The sequence below is a fragment of the Pedosphaera parvula Ellin514 genome, assembly GCF_000172555.1.
In the GTDB taxonomy this organism is placed as follows: Bacteria; Verrucomicrobiota; Verrucomicrobiia; order Limisphaerales; family Pedosphaeraceae; genus Pedosphaera.
This window is the reverse complement of the sequence record NZ_ABOX02000056.1, coordinates 26,092-41,883: the sequence shown is the minus strand read 5'-3', so window position 1 is coordinate 41,883 and position 15,792 is coordinate 26,092. Positions and strand designations below refer to the sequence as shown.

The following is a 15,792-nucleotide window of genomic DNA, read 5'->3' as shown; positions in this document are numbered from 1 at the left end:
CCCATCCACTACCCGACAAACCCCTCACCTGGCTCCAAGTCGCCCAACAACTCAAAACCCTCTACACCCAACTCCTCACACGTTCCAATCGGTAAGGATGCGTTGCCGCGCGTCCCTAATAATGCCCGCGATCCAATCCAACCCTCACCCGTTCCCGCGCACGCGACCCACGACCTCACCCCACAACCGCCAGGCACGTTCCAATCGGTAAGGATGCGCTGCCGCGCGTTCCCTAAAAATGCCAGCGATCCAATCCAACCCTCACCCGTTCCCGCGGATGCGGCCCACGATCTAACCCTCCGCGCCAGCACCGCTGGTAAGGCTGATGCCCGTCCGGAATGACCAATCCCTTGCGCGCCGCACAAACATCGCCTGCGACTTCACCGCCCCCACACGCAACACTCCACAAAATCCCCATTCGCAAAATACCAGTGCCAACGGCACGACCGTCAATAGCCAGGGCGCGTCAGCCCCTGGACCATGCCCCAAAACAAAAATCAGCCCCACCGCGGGCGACAGTCCAAAAGAATTTCCCTGCAACCACCCGCCCATACACCACACGCAACAAATCCCCCATTCGAAATTTCCGAGCCCTGGGTACCACATCCCCATTTCACCCACACTTTGCCGAATGGTGGCCGTGCGCAAGCACCCGGCGCGAGCCCCACGAGCATCTTCATCCCACTCACCCGCCCCCATTCACCGAATCATTTATTTTCCTCCCCACAACCATCCACTTTGCCGCATCCCTCCGCTTTGGCGCTAACTCTTAAGGGCTGAAAGCCCGCCTCGTTAAAGCCTGGGGTGAAGCGGGTCCAGCAGGACCGCTGAGCCCCAGGTAACCTTTCATTTTCAACTCAACTGACTGCCGCAGGCGCGAGCCACGCGAGCATCTTAACCTTCCTGCCTAACCACAATTCTGCTTACCAAATCAAACCGTCCCCCAACCATTCGCACCAACAAAACATATTGCCCCGCCAAACATTTGTTGCTTATGTGACCTGCAATCCGATTGAAAACCAACCCACGAATGAAAAACTTGGCAATTGTTGCGCTATTCGCCGCATTCGTGGCCGGATGCGCAGGTCCAAACCCCGCCGACATTAAACCCATCCAGGCTGTCTATGCCGACCGCCTGGCCGGACTAAAAATCGGCATGACCACATCCGAGTTCAGACAGAAATTCCCCGAAGCCTATCCAACCGGACAAAGCGGAGGCACCACGGCTTACGAACTCACCCTCAAACAGATTCTGCGGGATCGAAGACGTCCCGTCGATGCCCACCTCGGACTCTACCAACCAAAAGACATTATCAGCGACCAAAGCCTGTGGTTTTATTTCTATTCCGACCAACTCGTACAATGGGGAAGACCTCAAGACTGGCCGCAGAAGCCTGATGTAATTATAGAAAGCAGAACCCGCTAATATCCATTTCCCTTTCTCCGCCTCATTCCCCGAGGCTCTATAGAAAGTGCTGAAAGCACGACCTAAACCAGCCCAGGGCAAACGCGCAACGCGCGTGCCGCCCTGGGTACCACGTCCCGATTTCACCCACACTTTGCCGGAATGATGGCCGTGCGCAAGCACCCGGCGCGAGCCCCACGAGCATCTTCATTACGCTCGCCCGCCCCAATTCTCCGAACCATTTATTTTCCCTCCCCTCAACCATCCACTTTGCCGCATCCCTCCGCTTTGGCCCTTACTCTTAAGGGCTGAAAGCCTGCCATGTTAAAGCCTGGGGTGAAGCGTGGTTCCAGTCCGGAAGGACCGCTGAGCCCCAGGTAATCCATCAACTAATAATCAACTGACTGCCGCAGGCGCGAGCCCAAGCGAGCATCGCCCCCAAACTCCACAACCAAACGCCCCACCAACAACTGCCCGTGCTCACCGCCTCTTCACCAGCACAAATCAACCTTGCGTATACGGCACCCGATTCCACCCCAGACACACAATATGATTTATCAACCTCCGTGCGCTCATCAAATCTGAACCCGGCTGCTCAAACGATATCAACATCCTTTCTATATCCTCCAACGAAACAACCTCCCGCTCCATCCATCGTTTAAAGCAGATGACAAACGCCCTCATCTCACCAGTTGCCATTGCACTCTGCTCCGTCACTGACATGGCAATGCGCGAAACCGCTTCCACAAACTCCCTGTCACGAAAACTGGAAGCCGCATAAACAGCCGCATCCCGAAAATCCTCCGACAACGTATTCAGGATTTGCAACAAGAGCTGCTTGTCAGACTCACCCTTCGAACCTGCGAGCAGGATCACTCTCAAAGCATGAGGCGGTCCATTACACGTCCAATCAACCTCTTTAAAAAGAGAAAGATATCGCTCCGGAGGATTCTCCAAAGGATTTTCCGAATAAGCCGCAAGAGCATCCTCAGTATCGAAAGTTTTGTGCCCCCAGCAAAAGATAAGATCCAACGCACACTGAGCCAAACCATCGATTTTCGCCCTCGCCAGGGTGTACAACAAATTAAGCTCCGGGTTTTGTTGCTTTAACCCCCGGACTTCACCGCCACCATCCATCTCCAGCGTGATGTCACCAAGCTTCCATTTGGACGGTTTCGAAATCTCTTGATCAGCCATAACGTGCACCCCAACCTTCGTTCATCCCCATTTTCCCTTGAGCCCAGTATAGCCAACTGCGGTCCCGTATCAAGACGCCAAGCCCCCTCCTTCCCGGAGCGCTGGTTTCCAAACCGTATAGGTGCTCCGGAGTTATTCACGGGCGAAGGCCGGGCCTTCTGTGCTGCCCGGACTTTGAGCCCGTGAATAACTCCGCCCGCGGGCCCAGAGATTTGCTACCCTCTAGTCCGGCCGCCGTACGAATGATCCAAACCGTTTGCGAAACGAACTTAAGCCGACTTTTCGACGGCGACCGGACTAGAGAGCAGCAGCCATGCATCCTCAGATGCCGGCGTCACCACGCCTCGCACTATACGACCTGCAGCCTGCCGCTTCATTAACAAAGTAAAACGATGAAAAACCAATCCTCTGACGCCACCCTCACCGGGTTTGCCGCCCTGATCGGACTGGACTGGGGCCACGGCGCTCATGCCATCGCCCTGGAGATCAGCGGCGCAAACACCGAAACCTCCACGCTGGAGCATTCCGCTGAAAATCTCCATCAGTGGCTTGATCAACTGGAAAAGCGCTGCGGCGGCAGGCCGGTTGCCGTCGCGATCGAGGCCAGCAAAGGCGCCGCCGTTTACGCCTTGCTGGAACGGCCCTGGATCACGGTCTACCCGATCCACCCGGCCACCAGCACGCGCACCAGAGCCGCCTTCCGGCCCTCCGGCGCCAAGGACGACACGCCGGATGCCTTGGTGCTTTTGAGTCTCCTGCAACATCACCGCGACCGCCTGCGTCCGCTGCAACTGGATGATGAAGCCACCCGCACGCTGGCCCGCCTGGTTGAGGCCCGCCGCAAGGCGGTGGACCGGCGCACGCTCCTGTCCAACCAGCTCCAAAGCACACTGCGCGATTATTTTCCCCAAGCCCTCGAGCTGGTTGGCGACAACCTGGCTGCGCCGCTGGCTTTGGACTTTCTGGAAAGGTGGCCCCGTCTGACGGACGTGCAGGCCGCCAGGAACGCCACCCTCAAAAGCTTCTATCAGCGCCACAATGTGCGCCGGCCCGAACTGATTGAAAGCCGGGTGCAACGCATCCGTTCGGCCCGTCTGCTCACGCGCGACGCCGCCGTGACCGAAGTGGCCGTGCGCACGGTGCGGCTGCTCGTGGCCGAGTTGCGCGTGCTCCAGGAACACATTGCCGCCTTTGAAACGGCCATTGCCCAGGCCTTTGCCGCGCATCCGGAGAAAAACCTTTTTCGGGAACTGCCCGGGGCCGGCGCGGTGCTGGCCCCGCGGCTGTTGGTCGCCTTTGGCACGCTGCGCGACCGGTTTGCCGATGCGGGCGCCATGCAGCGTTACTTTGGCGTCGCGCCGGTGACCGAAAAAAGCGGCGGACGGGTCTGGGTGCATTGGCGCTGGAACGCGCCGGTCTTTGTGCGCCAAACCCTGGTCGAATGGGCCGGACAAACGGTGGTCTATTGCCCGTGGGCCAAGGCCTATTACGAGCAACAGCGCGGCAAACGGGTCGGCCACTGGGCGATCCTGCGCGCCTTGGCGTTCAAGTGGCTGCGCATCCTGTGGCGCTGCTGGCAGAAATCCGAAGCCTACGAGGAAGAAAAATATCTGCGTCAACTCGAACAACGCCGCTCACCCATTGCCGCCCTGGCCCGCCAGTTCGCCAAACAAATGGCCTCTTGAATTAAAAATTATGTTGCGCGGTTGTCCTCAGATGTTGGCTTAACCCGCACCATCCACAACAAACCGCCATTTCCCCTCGCCGTTTTTCCTTCCATTGGACGTTCAATGTTCAGTGTTGAATGTTCGATGTTTTTAATTTTCGCCATCCTCCATCATCGATCCTCCATCCTCGCAGTGGCTTTCCATCCTCCATCCTCACCCCCGAGGCTCTATAGAAAGTGCTGAAAGCACGACATAAAACAGCCCAGGGCAAACGCGCAAAGCGCGTGCCGCCCTGGGTCCCCGTCTCCCAACACACCCACACTTTGCCGAAGGCGCGAGCCAAGCGAGCATCGCAAGGATCAAAGAAGCTGCCACTCGTCGATTCGCCATTCCTTCACAACCACCACCCCACCATATTTAATCAAACCACAAACCTTGTCCCCGTATCCGTAAGAATCTTCAAATAATACGCCGCCTTCTCCTGGTCATAAACCTCGCTATTTTTATTGGAATAATACGAATACAGATCATTAGCAGCCGGTATATAACCCGCTTCAAAAGCTCGGTGAGACCAAACCATGTGCTGCGCACTATCACGGGCAACCGGAGGCGTCCCGCCCTGGTAATAAATCCCCACCAGATGCATCGCCTCCCCATTACCCAACTCTGCTTCTTTGCAGAGAGCGGGAAACGACAATTTAAAAAAATGAAGCGCCTTCTCAAAATCCGGTTTCAATGGCGCTCCGAGCTCATGTTTAAAAAACGAATTATCCAGGCCATAAGCGTTGGCCAAAAGAAACCCCGCCCGCCCATTGCCATTCGCAAGCTCCCGCTCAAGCGATTGCATTAAGAGCTCCAACTGCTCCACAGAATCCGCCTCAGTTAACATTTTAGATGTTATATCCATACGACGACGACACTGACCGAGACCCGACGAGAGAATACCACCACCTCTACAAAACTGGCAGCCGTGTCGGATCAATAAATTCTGCGCTCGAGGGCCCATCCAACTTCCAATCAAACCCTTTCGCAATCACCTGAAGCCACATATCATGTCCCTCCACGACATAATGCCTGCACCCGAACCGTGCGGCATTTTTCTCTTTCGACCAGACCGAATTGTGAACCTCATAAACGCGAGGATCGGGACACAGACCAGAAGAACACCATTTCCTTCTAAAGCGAATGAGATAGTCCTTCCCCCCATCAAATTCCACTTGAGGACACTCCTCGAAAAGTTCCGGAGGGATTGTTTCCCTGTCAGCAAACGCTGGCTCGGTGCTTACCCATTGCCCGCCTTTGAAAGTGATCAAGACCCTCTTGTTTTCGAGCCCGGCAGATTCAGGATTCTTCTCTGGCAGTACAGCCACCTCGGCAGACACAACGGCATCCCCATTTTCCACCACCTTAATTCGTAAATCAGATACGGATGGAGAAATCATCCACGGCAACTCAGCGGCAATTAATGTTCCTTTGAATGCACTCATGCGCTTGAAAATAAAGAATGCAGACAACCAGCGCCATCCTTGTTTGCTATGTGCCTTTTCGATAAATAGACACACTCTCCCCAATGAAAAATCCTCGGAGCGTCTCGGCACGGCTCTCCTATCATGAATCAGCGACGAATAGGATCGAACTGTTCAAAGCCAAAAAACACAAATAGCTATTCTAATTCCTGAGCCAATTTTGGAAAATAACTTTCAAGCACCTTGGCGGGAAAAGCCAGTCTAACCGGCCCTTTAGGCGTATCGGATTCAAGCAGATGAGCATCCAATGCTAGCTGTAAGATTTTCCGAGCAGCAGTTTCCTTTTTGCATGTTATGGTAGGCACACTTCCTCTTTGAATTTCACCTTCACGCAAAACCGCAGCAAGCAATTGGAAACCAGAAGATTCGTCCTTTTTAAAAACTCGCTCTATTCGGGAAATATAAAATAATATTCCTTTTTCAAGCTCGTTAAGGCTAAGAGCCTTCTCCATAAATTGAATCTGATCTAAAACTGTTTTTAAAAAGAATTCACAAAATTCTGCCAAGTATTTTTCAGAAAGATTTCCCCTGCCATCTAAATCGTTAACCCTTGGGAAATCGGCATTATTTAAACAAGCAAAATAATCTTTTTTATTTCGAGCTAAACCACGAGATAGTGTCCAAAGACCATAACCACCAACTTTCTCTTGAAGCATCACAGCATGTGAAAATAAACGGGCAACACGTCCGTTACCATCTCCGAATGGATGAATCCAGAGTAATCGATGATGAGCGGCAGCAGCGGCAATCAACCTATTAGTCGGGAGTATTTTTTGACTACTATACCTTTGTTCAAACATTGTCAAAAATTTAGGTAAGTCATTAAAGTCGAGAGGCACATGTCGACCAACGTCCACATTGAAATTCCTTATTTCACCAGGCACTATTTCATAAGGTTTTCCGCTTTTTGTGTAACTAATCCTTAAGGCCTTTGGCAATCGCTCGTAAAACTCTCTGTGGATCCAGCAAAGAAACTCGCGTGAATAAACATTTGGATTTTCTTCGCGAATCCTCCTTTCCATTAGCCTTTCAACTTTAACATGAGAAACGGAGAGCAGTTGGTTATTTTTTTCTTCGGCATTTAGTGAAAATTTATCATTTAATGCCTTTTCAATCTCTCGCGGAAACGTTTTATGCCCCTCGATCAGATTTGAATAATAGCTGTTCATTATCCTCACAACCTCTACCACGCTTTGACGGGTTTTCTCGGCTGGCAACTGTGCATTTAATGATCCTGCATGAATGAAAATTTCCTTACTCAAGTCCGAAAGAACATATTTCCCTTCGGAAGGTAAAAGGGGCTCCATTAACGCGGGATTTAAACTCATAGGGTAAATACGGTATAAGACGCACCGATCTTTACGAGGATTTTTTTCTTACTTAACCCATTAATGAACAATATGTTAAATAATATAATTAAAATAAAATGAGCACTATTATGAGGATGTTTTTTAGCTCATTCTTAGGGTTCCCAGTCGCGCGATTTGCTATGCAAATCGCGCGACTGGGAACCCATTACTTCTGAAGCCGTAGGACGGCTTCAGAAGTAATGGTAATTTCACTTGGTGTAAAGAAAAAAATACACGCAGACCCTTTTAATAAAGTAACATCAGTGAGGCAAAGCCGCTTGGATTTGATTACTTGCCTAGCTAAAATTATTTCTTCCAGCATATTGAGTGTCACAATTGAAATTAATAGAAACATAACATGCTTCCATAGACCACAAAGACAAAATAGATATAAAACGCACCGATCTTTACGAGGATTTTTTTATTAATTAACCCATTAATGGACAACATGTTAAATAATATAATTAAAATAAAATGAGCACTATTATGAGGATGTTTTTTAGCTCATTCTCAGAGTTCCCAGTCGCGCGATTTGCTATGCAAATCGCGCGACTGGGAACCCATTACTTCTGAAGCCGTAGAACGGCTTCAGAAGTAATGGCGATTTCATTTGGTGTAAAGAAAAAAATACAACTAACTATTTTTGAATTTAGCACTCACGAGACAAATTAGCCATTCAGTTTCTAGGAGAAAAAGGGCGGCCCTGGTTATTTTTACACAAGCACAAAGTTTAGATGGTCGCAGTAAAGTAAGTTGCTCACACAAATCCAAGTGCCAAAAAGAGTGGCTCTGCCCAATGAGGCTCAGCAATCAGAAGTTGACTTGCCTCCGAAAACTGAACAGCCCGCGGACCGGAGACTCAGGCATACGTTCACGCCAATATTTTCATTGTGGTCGTTTGAGCCAAACAGTCCATGGCAGAACAATTTCGCGCATCGATTGACCCATTCCACCTTCCTTGCTACTGACAAACCCACCCCCTCCCGCTAAACTCACCCCATGAAACGCCTTTAGTTCGCGCAACCCCAAAAGCTTTTACTCACCCTGTTCGCCACCATCAGCCTCTCCGCCCTCTGCCCCCTCCACGCCGCCGATCAAACCGCCTCACGCAACACGCCACAAATCCCCCACCCGAAATTTCCGAGCCTTGGGTACCACATCCCCATTTCACCATACTTTGCCGCCTCCCGACTCCGCAACCCGCACCATCGCTCCCAATTTTAATTTCTCGTTGGCGCACTCCCGCACTCCTTCACTCACACAACCACATTATTCGTGGTTAACGTGCACTATCCCGACCATCCACGCTGTAGAAACTGGAATTCACCGGGCAAAGCCCATTTTAATGCGTATTTAAAGGGATATTGGTTGGTATGCAGCTGGTTCATACTGGCTCATCGCACGTCAAATCCTCAGAAAAAGCACAGCTTTCACCATTCCAAACCGGCTAATTTGGACAGCAGTGCATATAGTTATCGCTGCGCATATTACAAGGATATTGACGCTCTGAAGTACAGTGCTAGCGTTGCCGTGGAGTAGAAACAGGCGCGCAAAAAGCAATTTTTTATCAGTTCTTTAACCCGATAGAACAAAACAAATCTCGATGTTATGTTGGGCAAACTGGCATGATCACTCGACACCAACCAAAAGGGACGAACCGCCGATTAAAAGGCGGCAAGCAAATGTCCGGGCAAATCGAAAAGGCGTTGCCTGCGGACAGATCCAATGCGACCCCATCTGGAGAACTTTTCCGTGCCGTGCTCGAATCGATGGATCGGGGTTTCTGTATCATTGAGCTGTTATTTGATGAGCATGGCAGGCCCAATGATTTCCGTTATCTGGAAGCCAATTCGGCTTTTGAAACACAAACCGGATTGAAAGCGGCGGTAGGAAAAAGGGTTCGTGAACTGGTGCCGCAGCTTGAGCAACATTGGTTCGATCTTTATGGCAGAGTTGCCGAGACTGGCGCACCGATCCGGTACGTAAATGAGGTGTCGCAACTCAATCATCGTTGGTTTGAGGTGAATGCGTTTCGCCTGGGTCGGCCCGAAGAACGAAAAGTTGGCGTCATTGTCACTGACATTACTGTGCGAAGAAAATCGGAGGCGGCATTACGCGAAAGTGAACACCGCCTCCACCTGGTTTTCGACAATGCGCCGCTTTTGATTGGCTATATGGATGCCAACTGGGTTTACCGGTTTGGCAACGGTGCTTACGCGGAATGGTTCGGTCGCGATCCCACCAACGTGCCAGTCAGGGAACTTTTGGGCGAAGCACTCTTTCGTCATCGCGAATCTTTCCTGCGCAGAGCATTGGAAGGCGAATGGTTGCAATTTGATGGATCGTTCTATCGAAGTGGATTCGGCCTGCGCGATGCGGAAATAACATTTATTCCCGACAAGACGAAAAATGGAGAGACGCGCGGAGTGTTCGTCTTTGCCTCAGACGTTACGGAACTCAAACGCGCGGAACAAACCATGCGCCAGATGCGCGATGAGCTTGCGAACATCAATACGGAACTGGAACAACGCGTCGAGGAACGCACCACCAAACTCCGTGACACGATTGGTGAGCTGGAACATTTCTCCTACAGCATTACCCATGACATGCGCGCGCCGCTTCGGGCGATGCGAAGTTTTGCACAATTTCTGTGGGAAGAATACAATGACCGCCTTGATGTTGTGGGCCGCGATTACCTCCATCGCATCGGGGAGTCAGCCGCCCGGATGGACAATCTAATTACTGACGCACTCAACTACAGCAAAGTGGTTCGGGGGGAATTCCCGTTGGAACCAGTTGACCCGGATGCATTACTGCGTGGCATCATTGATTCCTATCCCCAATTTCACATACCGCAGGCCGAAATATATATCAAAGGAACGCTCCCGCTGGTCATCGGAAACAAAGCAGCCCTGACTCAAGTCTTCTCCAACCTGCTCAGCAATGGCGTAAAGTTTGTTGACCCCGACAAAATACCCCGAGTGCGTGTCTGGGCGGAACCGCGCGGCGAATGGGTGCGGCTGTGGTTTAAAGACAGCGGCATTGGCATTAATCCAGACCAGCAACAACGTATCTTTGTGATGTTTGAAGGATTGAGCCAAAAGTATGAAGGCACTGGCATCGGATTGGCAATCGTGCAAAAACTGGTCGAGCGCATTAAAGGCAGAGTGGGGTTTGAATCCGAATCCGGCAAAGGTAGCCGCTTCTGGGTCGAACTTCGAAAGGCGACATAATATAGACGGCAGCAATTGCATTCAGAGGGATGAATCTTCGTTTTCAATTATGTAAAGCACCGTGCTGCTGGCAAGCCGAGGGCATTGAGAACCCTAATCTCGAAATTGGTGGGAAGAAGAGATGGTTGACTTTGACTTTCATAATACTCTCCTTTGAAGAATAAAACTTCGGTGGACATGCTATGACCGCGCAACGTCTGTAGCGGCATCTGTGTCCTTCAATAATTCACCGGCACACCCCGTCTTTTCACACCAGGACCAGTATTCGTAGGTCGCACGAACCATCTGTACCAAGTCATTGAAGGAATTGGGTTTGACCATGTAAGAATTTGCCCCCAACTGGTAGGCTTGCTTCACATCAATATCCATTTCGGAACTGGTCAGCACGACCACGGGAAAAACGAAACATACAGGATGCGCCCGCAACCACCGCAATAATTCGAAGCCATTCATCGAGGGCATCGACAGGTCGGTGAATAGGACACTTGGAAAGGGATGCTCATTGCGATCAGCAAATTTGCCGGAGCCTTGCAGATATTCAATCGCTTCTCTGCCTGATTGAACCACCTGCACCGGATTGTTTATCCCGGCCTTTAGCAGCGCCCGTTTGAACAACATAACGTCGTCTGGATTGTCTTCGGCGATTAGAATTGTGAGATTGCGATCCATAATCTTTCTGTCGGGGGAGGTAGACCCAGTCCAATGTAAGCCATTCGCCCAACCCTGCAAGAGAAGGGGTATATTATGCGCCTCTGATGGTCAATTCAGGCTCAAGCTGGCACGTTCGGCAATTCGTAATGCAAGCCCAGCATCGGCCAGACGGGACAAACTCTCAATCAGTTCAGCGTTATTAGTACTGTCCAAAATAGAATCTTGAACTCATCGGGTAAGCGCAGTTTTACTGCGTATTTAAAGGGATAATTGATTGACCTACTTCTGGTTCATGGGCCAGCCAACCTGTTTTTGAAAGCGGCTCAGCGCACTTCAAATCCTGAGCAAAAGCACAGCTTTCACCATTCCAAACAGGCTAACTTGGACGGTATGAACCGGAGTGATGGGTAACAAACAATCCGGAGTGATAGGTTACACTTTCGAGCACTATGGCTTGGAAAACTGTAACCCCGATGGAAGAGATTATTCGCTTTGTGATGTTGGCGCGGAGCGCGCGCTTTACGGTGACGGAACTGTGCGAGCAGTTCGGCATCAGCACGTGCCGCGAAATTAAACACTGGCGCAGTTTCTCGATTACAATCAGGAACCAAATCAAACCTTCGTTCCCTCCTGTTCAAACATTGTGCTCTACCCGCCCTCAGTGCTGACCAACCCACCCCCCTCCCGCTAAACTCACCCATAAAACGCCATTCGTTCGCGCCACCCTGAAAGCGTTTGTTCACCCTGCTCACCGCCCTCACCCTATCCGCCCTCTGCCCCCTCCACGCCGCCGATCAAACCACCTCACGCAACACACCACAAATCCCCCATTCGAAATTTCCGAGCCCTAGGTACCACATCCCCATTTCACCACACTTTGCCGAAGGCGCGAGCGCACGCGAGCATCTCCATCAACTCCGCCACCCGACCAACGAGGGCGTCCGATTGCAACCAAAGCGTCAGGGCCGGGGTCGCTGCACCGCATGGTTATTGATTCTTAGATGGGCCGGCCAACTTCCATTCGTTTTCAACCTTTTGGAGCGTCATCTTCTCCGCCTTCCCCATCTTATCCTTGTTATTCTGTTCGTTTGTCGTGGACATTTCCATTCTCAGCTCGACCTCTGAATCAGAACTAGCCTGCAGCTCAACAATCTTGTAGCCAACAATGTTTTTAAATCCTTTTGCCACGTCGGCTGCAAATTCACTGTCCGATGTTTGCCCGAATATCTTTTCCCACTCCTTTCGAGCCTCAGGAACCAAACTGCCTAGCATGGCCTGTTTGTCCCCCTTGCTCATCGCCCACACCCAGGATTGTAGCGCCGCTTCCGGTGTTGCGTAACCAGCGAACGCCCAGGATTCCTTGGGGAAATTTGTTTGTCCCGCAGGCTGAGCTTGAATCACCTGCTTGTTTTGCGGGTTTGATGAGACGGCGCGAAGCCGCAGGGTTTCCTCCTTGAAGTTGGCGAGTTCGGATGCTTGCTTGCGGAGCATCCCCACCTCGCTCCGTAGTCGAAGTAATTCGCCTTTTTCCTTTCGCAAGCGTCCGAGTTCGTCGTTGTTAGCCGTGGATGCGGACAAAGCTGCGTCACGCTCCTTGCTCAGTAACCGATTTGTATCTGCCAGGTTTTGGTTCTCACTTCGCAGACGATTTGCTCCCTGCTGTTCCACGAGGTGTGTGACTGTGCTCGCGGCGAGGGCGGTGGCAAGAATCATGGCGGCCGATTTAAGGTTGATCCACTGCATAGTTGTATGGGTTGCGATGGTTATTGTTGCGGCTGCGACAGAGGTGGGAATCGTGGTGGCCAAACCTGCAGGCGCGGCTTGAACGGCATTTGCCGAAATCAAAACTACCAGGCCACTCGCACCAATCGTCACATTTCGTTTCGAGAAAAGTTCGCGCAGCCTCTCTACCGCACGATTCACCCGCTTTTGCGCCGCTTCGTCGCTAACGCCGAGGGCTTGGGCCATCTCACGAGCGGATTTGCGTTCAAAGTAGCGAAGTAGCAGCGCGTCCCGATCCGGTTCGCTCAATTCGCCGAGCGCTTTATCGAGATGTGGAGCGACATTTTCCCAGACGGCATCGGGTTCGTGGGCGAGCAATTCATTCATGGCGACGGCCTCCTGTTCGCGGGCCCGACGGCGCTCAATGGTGCGGACGGTTTGAGCGGCGATGTTCTGTGCTGTGCGATGCAGCCAGCTGGAAACCACGGCGCGATTGGTGAGTTGGCGTGCGTTTTTGGCAACCGCGACAAACACACCCTGAGTCACGTCTTCGGCGAGATGCGGGTCATGCACCATTCGTCGTGCGGCGGAATAGACGAAATCCACGTGGCGGCGCACTAATTCGGTAAAGGCCGCTTCGGAACGGTTTTCCGCATAGGCATGCAGTAGTTGTGAGTCTGTCTGATCGTTCACTGTCTCTATGTTAGCCGCCACCGCTCAAATCGGACAGAAAAAGGAGAAAACCATCAGATTAGGTGTCAGTAACTGTGGCCAACCAACGACTAACGAAGTTCCTCGTCCCCAAGGCCATGGCTTTTTCAGTCCCTGGTTTCATCAGACTTATCGCCTCCTTTCATCCGGCTCTTTTCCCCATTCCGGAAATTAATTTTGGCATTCGGTATATCCCGGCCATCCTCGCTGTGAATTTTGTGGATCCCTTGCGCCTTTAGAAAGGCAGCTCCTGCACGGTGACGCGGAAATAATCAGTGCCGTCCGTCGTCGTGCCGGCGCGGGGAACCAGCTTGATGGTGTGTGCGCCCGCGAGCGCGCCGGCCCTGACCGTGATCGGTACGAAAGCGAGATGTGTCACCGCCGGGTTCGCGAAAATAAAGCACGAATCAATCGGGTTGCCGTCCAATACGATGTCCATGCCGATGAGCGCACCCGCTGACGGCGAATAGCCGGAACCGGAGACGAAAATCATCAAGGTGCCGCCGCCACTGGTGAAATTTCCAGTGAGGGGCAGCGCGCCCTGGCCACTGATGACACTCGTCAGCCGCCACATCGGAGAGTTGATGCCGCCATTGATGCTCAAAGCGGGCACCGGCGCAGGCAGGGCCAGCAGAACGGATAACGTGGTCGAGCCGGAGTAATTTGCCGTGACCAGGTCGACTTTCCCATCACCATTCAGATCAGCCGCCGAGACGGATTGAAGGTGGGCCAGCGCATTCAGCGTGGCCAGGGACCCAAATACGCCGCTGCCGTTGTTGGTCAGCACGGACACCGTGCTGGCGCCATAGTTCGCACTGACCAGATCAGTTTTGCCGTCGCCATTAATGTCCGCCGTCACAACGTAAGTGGGCCCGCTTCCTGCGGGGACCGTGGCATTAAAAACAAACTGTCCGCTCCCGTTGTTCGTCAGGATCGTCAGTGCGGCGCTGTTATACTCCGTGCAGATCAAATCCACTTTACCATCGCCATTGATATCCCCCGCCGCGACAGAATAGGTCTGATCGCCCGCACTCACTGTGGCGTTGGAGCCGAACGTGCCACTGCCGTTGTTCGTCAGGATCGTCAGGGAAGCACCGAAAAGATTTGCGGTGATCAAGTCCGGTTTGCCGTCGCCATTCACGTCCGCCGTGATGACGCTCCACGGGAGGTTGCCCACGTTGAGAGTGGCACTGAAAGTAAAGACGCCGCTCCCGTTATTGGTCAGCACGGTGAGGGTGTTGGCGCCGGAATTCGCGCTCACCAGCGCCAGGTGCCCATGGTTGTCGAAATTCGTCACGACCAGGACACATTCCGGTTGGGTTCCCACGGGGAGCGTGGCATTGAAACCGAAGACACCGCTGCTGTTGTTGGTCAGCACGGTGAGGGTGTTGGCACCGTTGTTTGCGCTGACCAGGGCCATGTGGCCGAGCCCGTCCACGTTCGTGATTGCCACGACGAAATTCGGGCTGTTGCCCGTGTTCAATGTGGCATTCGAGCCGAAGCCGCCACTCCCATTGTTCGTCAGGATCGTCAGTGTGCTGGAGTTCAAATTGGCACTGATCAAATCCAGTTTGCCATCATTGTTGACGTCGGCCACTGCAACGTGGCTGGGCGCGAATCCCACCCCATAGGAGATGGCGGGTGCGAAATACAGTGGCAACAGGCTGAAGGTGCCTGGCGGGTTCAGGGCGGCAATTTGCAGGTTGGTCAGCGCGCCGCCATTGCCGGCGAACGAGCCGTTCAAATTCACGCTGCTCGCATTGTTGGTCACCAGGGCGGCGGGCAGTTGTCCCAGGGGAACCGTGCCGCTCAACTGGCTGGCCGGGAAGGTTCCGCTCAGTTGCGCAGTGGGCAGGACGCCGCTCAAGTTGCTCGCCGTGTTCGCAAAAACCGCATAGGGCGACGGCGTCAAAACTTGACGCGGTGCGAGCGTGGAAAACGCGCCGGCTCCATTCGTGCGCACGCCGATCTCGAGCCAGTAATTGCTCCCGGTGAAAATCCCCCCGCCAAAATCCAGCAGGCTGGTGAACAGGCCGTTGTTCACGGCCACACTCGTATTGGTGAGGATGGGCGCGGCTGGGAATCCAAACTGGTTCACGTTGAACAAAATGAATTGGAAATCATAAGTGCCGCTGGCAGGTGAACCGTTGAGGTTCAGCCGCCCTTGGTAAGTGAAGGCAGTGCCTTGAGCCTGCAACCCGGTGTCCGCCCCCAAAAACAAAGCCAGCGCAGTGGCCAGAACCGTGGCCCTTCCCCATAGTATTTTCATTGGCCGGAAGAATGAGGCCGCGCCTCGCAATCGTCAATGCTTGCCCGAGAGAATGTTTCCGA

At 52.7% G+C, this 15,792-nt stretch carries 12 protein-coding genes; 4 read left to right on the top strand and 8 right to left on the bottom strand.

Annotated elements, in window-relative coordinates; genetic code table 11:
* Positions 1-291 precede the first annotated feature (291 nt).
* Positions 292-552 (bottom strand): hypothetical protein, encoded by a 261-nt coding sequence (locus CFLAV_RS35260; RefSeq protein ID WP_150107630.1) that lies wholly within the window; start codon positions 550-552, stop codon positions 292-294.
* A gap of 478 nt (positions 553-1,030) precedes the next feature.
* Here CFLAV_RS35260 and CFLAV_RS27365 point away from each other — a divergent pair, with 478 nt between their 5' ends.
* Positions 1,031-1,426, top strand: coding sequence for a hypothetical protein (locus CFLAV_RS27365; protein WP_007418152.1), 396 nt, complete (start codon positions 1,031-1,033; stop codon positions 1,424-1,426).
* A gap of 483 nt (positions 1,427-1,909) precedes the next feature.
* Here the strand turns inward: CFLAV_RS27365 and CFLAV_RS27360 are convergent, their stop codons facing one another.
* Positions 1,910-2,602, bottom strand: a complete 693-nt coding sequence (locus CFLAV_RS27360) for a hypothetical protein (protein ID WP_007418150.1) — start codon at positions 2,600-2,602, stop codon at positions 1,910-1,912.
* Between the two features lie 392 nt (positions 2,603-2,994).
* Here CFLAV_RS27360 and CFLAV_RS27355 point away from each other — a divergent pair, with 392 nt between their 5' ends.
* Complete coding sequence (locus tag CFLAV_RS27355) at positions 2,995-4,287, top strand: IS110 family RNA-guided transposase (RefSeq protein ID WP_007413831.1); 1,293 nt, start codon at positions 2,995-2,997, stop codon at positions 4,285-4,287.
* A 403-nt stretch (positions 4,288-4,690) separates the two neighbouring features.
* Here CFLAV_RS27355 and CFLAV_RS27350 read toward each other — a convergent pair whose 3' ends face one another.
* The 3 genes from CFLAV_RS27350 to CFLAV_RS27340 form a co-directional block, all read right to left on the bottom strand.
* Complete coding sequence (locus tag CFLAV_RS27350) at positions 4,691-5,158, bottom strand: SEL1-like repeat protein (RefSeq protein WP_040550426.1); 468 nt, start codon at positions 5,156-5,158, stop codon at positions 4,691-4,693.
* Positions 5,159-5,222: 64 nt separating this feature from the next.
* Complete coding sequence (locus CFLAV_RS27345; protein ID WP_007418148.1) at positions 5,223-5,756, bottom strand: hypothetical protein; 534 nt, start codon at positions 5,754-5,756, stop codon at positions 5,223-5,225.
* A gap of 176 nt (positions 5,757-5,932) precedes the next feature.
* On the bottom strand, positions 5,933-7,123 hold the full coding sequence (locus tag CFLAV_RS27340; RefSeq protein ID WP_007418147.1) for a Fic family protein: 1,191 nt from the start codon (positions 7,121-7,123) through the stop codon (positions 5,933-5,935).
* A 1,646-nt stretch (positions 7,124-8,769) separates the two neighbouring features.
* Here CFLAV_RS27340 and CFLAV_RS33285 point away from each other — a divergent pair.
* Positions 8,770-10,377 carry a sensor histidine kinase gene (locus tag CFLAV_RS33285; RefSeq protein ID WP_007418144.1) on the top strand — a complete coding sequence of 536 codons (1,608 nt, stop codon included), beginning with the start codon at positions 8,770-8,772 and terminating at the stop codon, positions 10,375-10,377.
* 180 nt (positions 10,378-10,557) lie between these two features.
* On the opposite strand, the gene CFLAV_RS27330 is transcribed toward CFLAV_RS33285, so the two are convergent.
* Together CFLAV_RS27330 and CFLAV_RS27325 are read right to left on the bottom strand one after the other, a co-directional pair.
* Positions 10,558-11,046 carry a response regulator gene (locus CFLAV_RS27330; RefSeq protein ID WP_007418142.1) on the bottom strand — a complete coding sequence of 163 codons (489 nt, stop codon included), beginning with the start codon at positions 11,044-11,046 and terminating at the stop codon, positions 10,558-10,560.
* A gap of 969 nt (positions 11,047-12,015) precedes the next feature.
* Entirely contained in the window at positions 12,016-13,443 is a 1,428-nt protein-coding gene (locus CFLAV_RS27325) for a sigma-70 family RNA polymerase sigma factor (RefSeq protein WP_040550424.1), read from the bottom strand.
* A 62-nt stretch (positions 13,444-13,505) separates the two neighbouring features.
* Here CFLAV_RS27325 and CFLAV_RS27320 point away from each other — a divergent pair, with 62 nt between their 5' ends.
* Entirely contained in the window at positions 13,506-13,700 is a 195-nt protein-coding gene (locus CFLAV_RS27320; protein WP_040550422.1) for a hypothetical protein, read from the top strand.
* Here the strand turns inward: CFLAV_RS27320 and CFLAV_RS33280 are convergent.
* Positions 13,697-15,730 carry an FG-GAP repeat domain-containing protein gene (locus CFLAV_RS33280; protein ID WP_007418139.1) on the bottom strand — a complete coding sequence of 678 codons (2,034 nt, stop codon included), beginning with the start codon at positions 15,728-15,730 and terminating at the stop codon, positions 13,697-13,699. The two genes, CFLAV_RS27320 and CFLAV_RS33280, sit on opposite strands and share 4 nt — an antisense overlap.
* Positions 15,731-15,792: the final 62 nt, after the last annotated feature.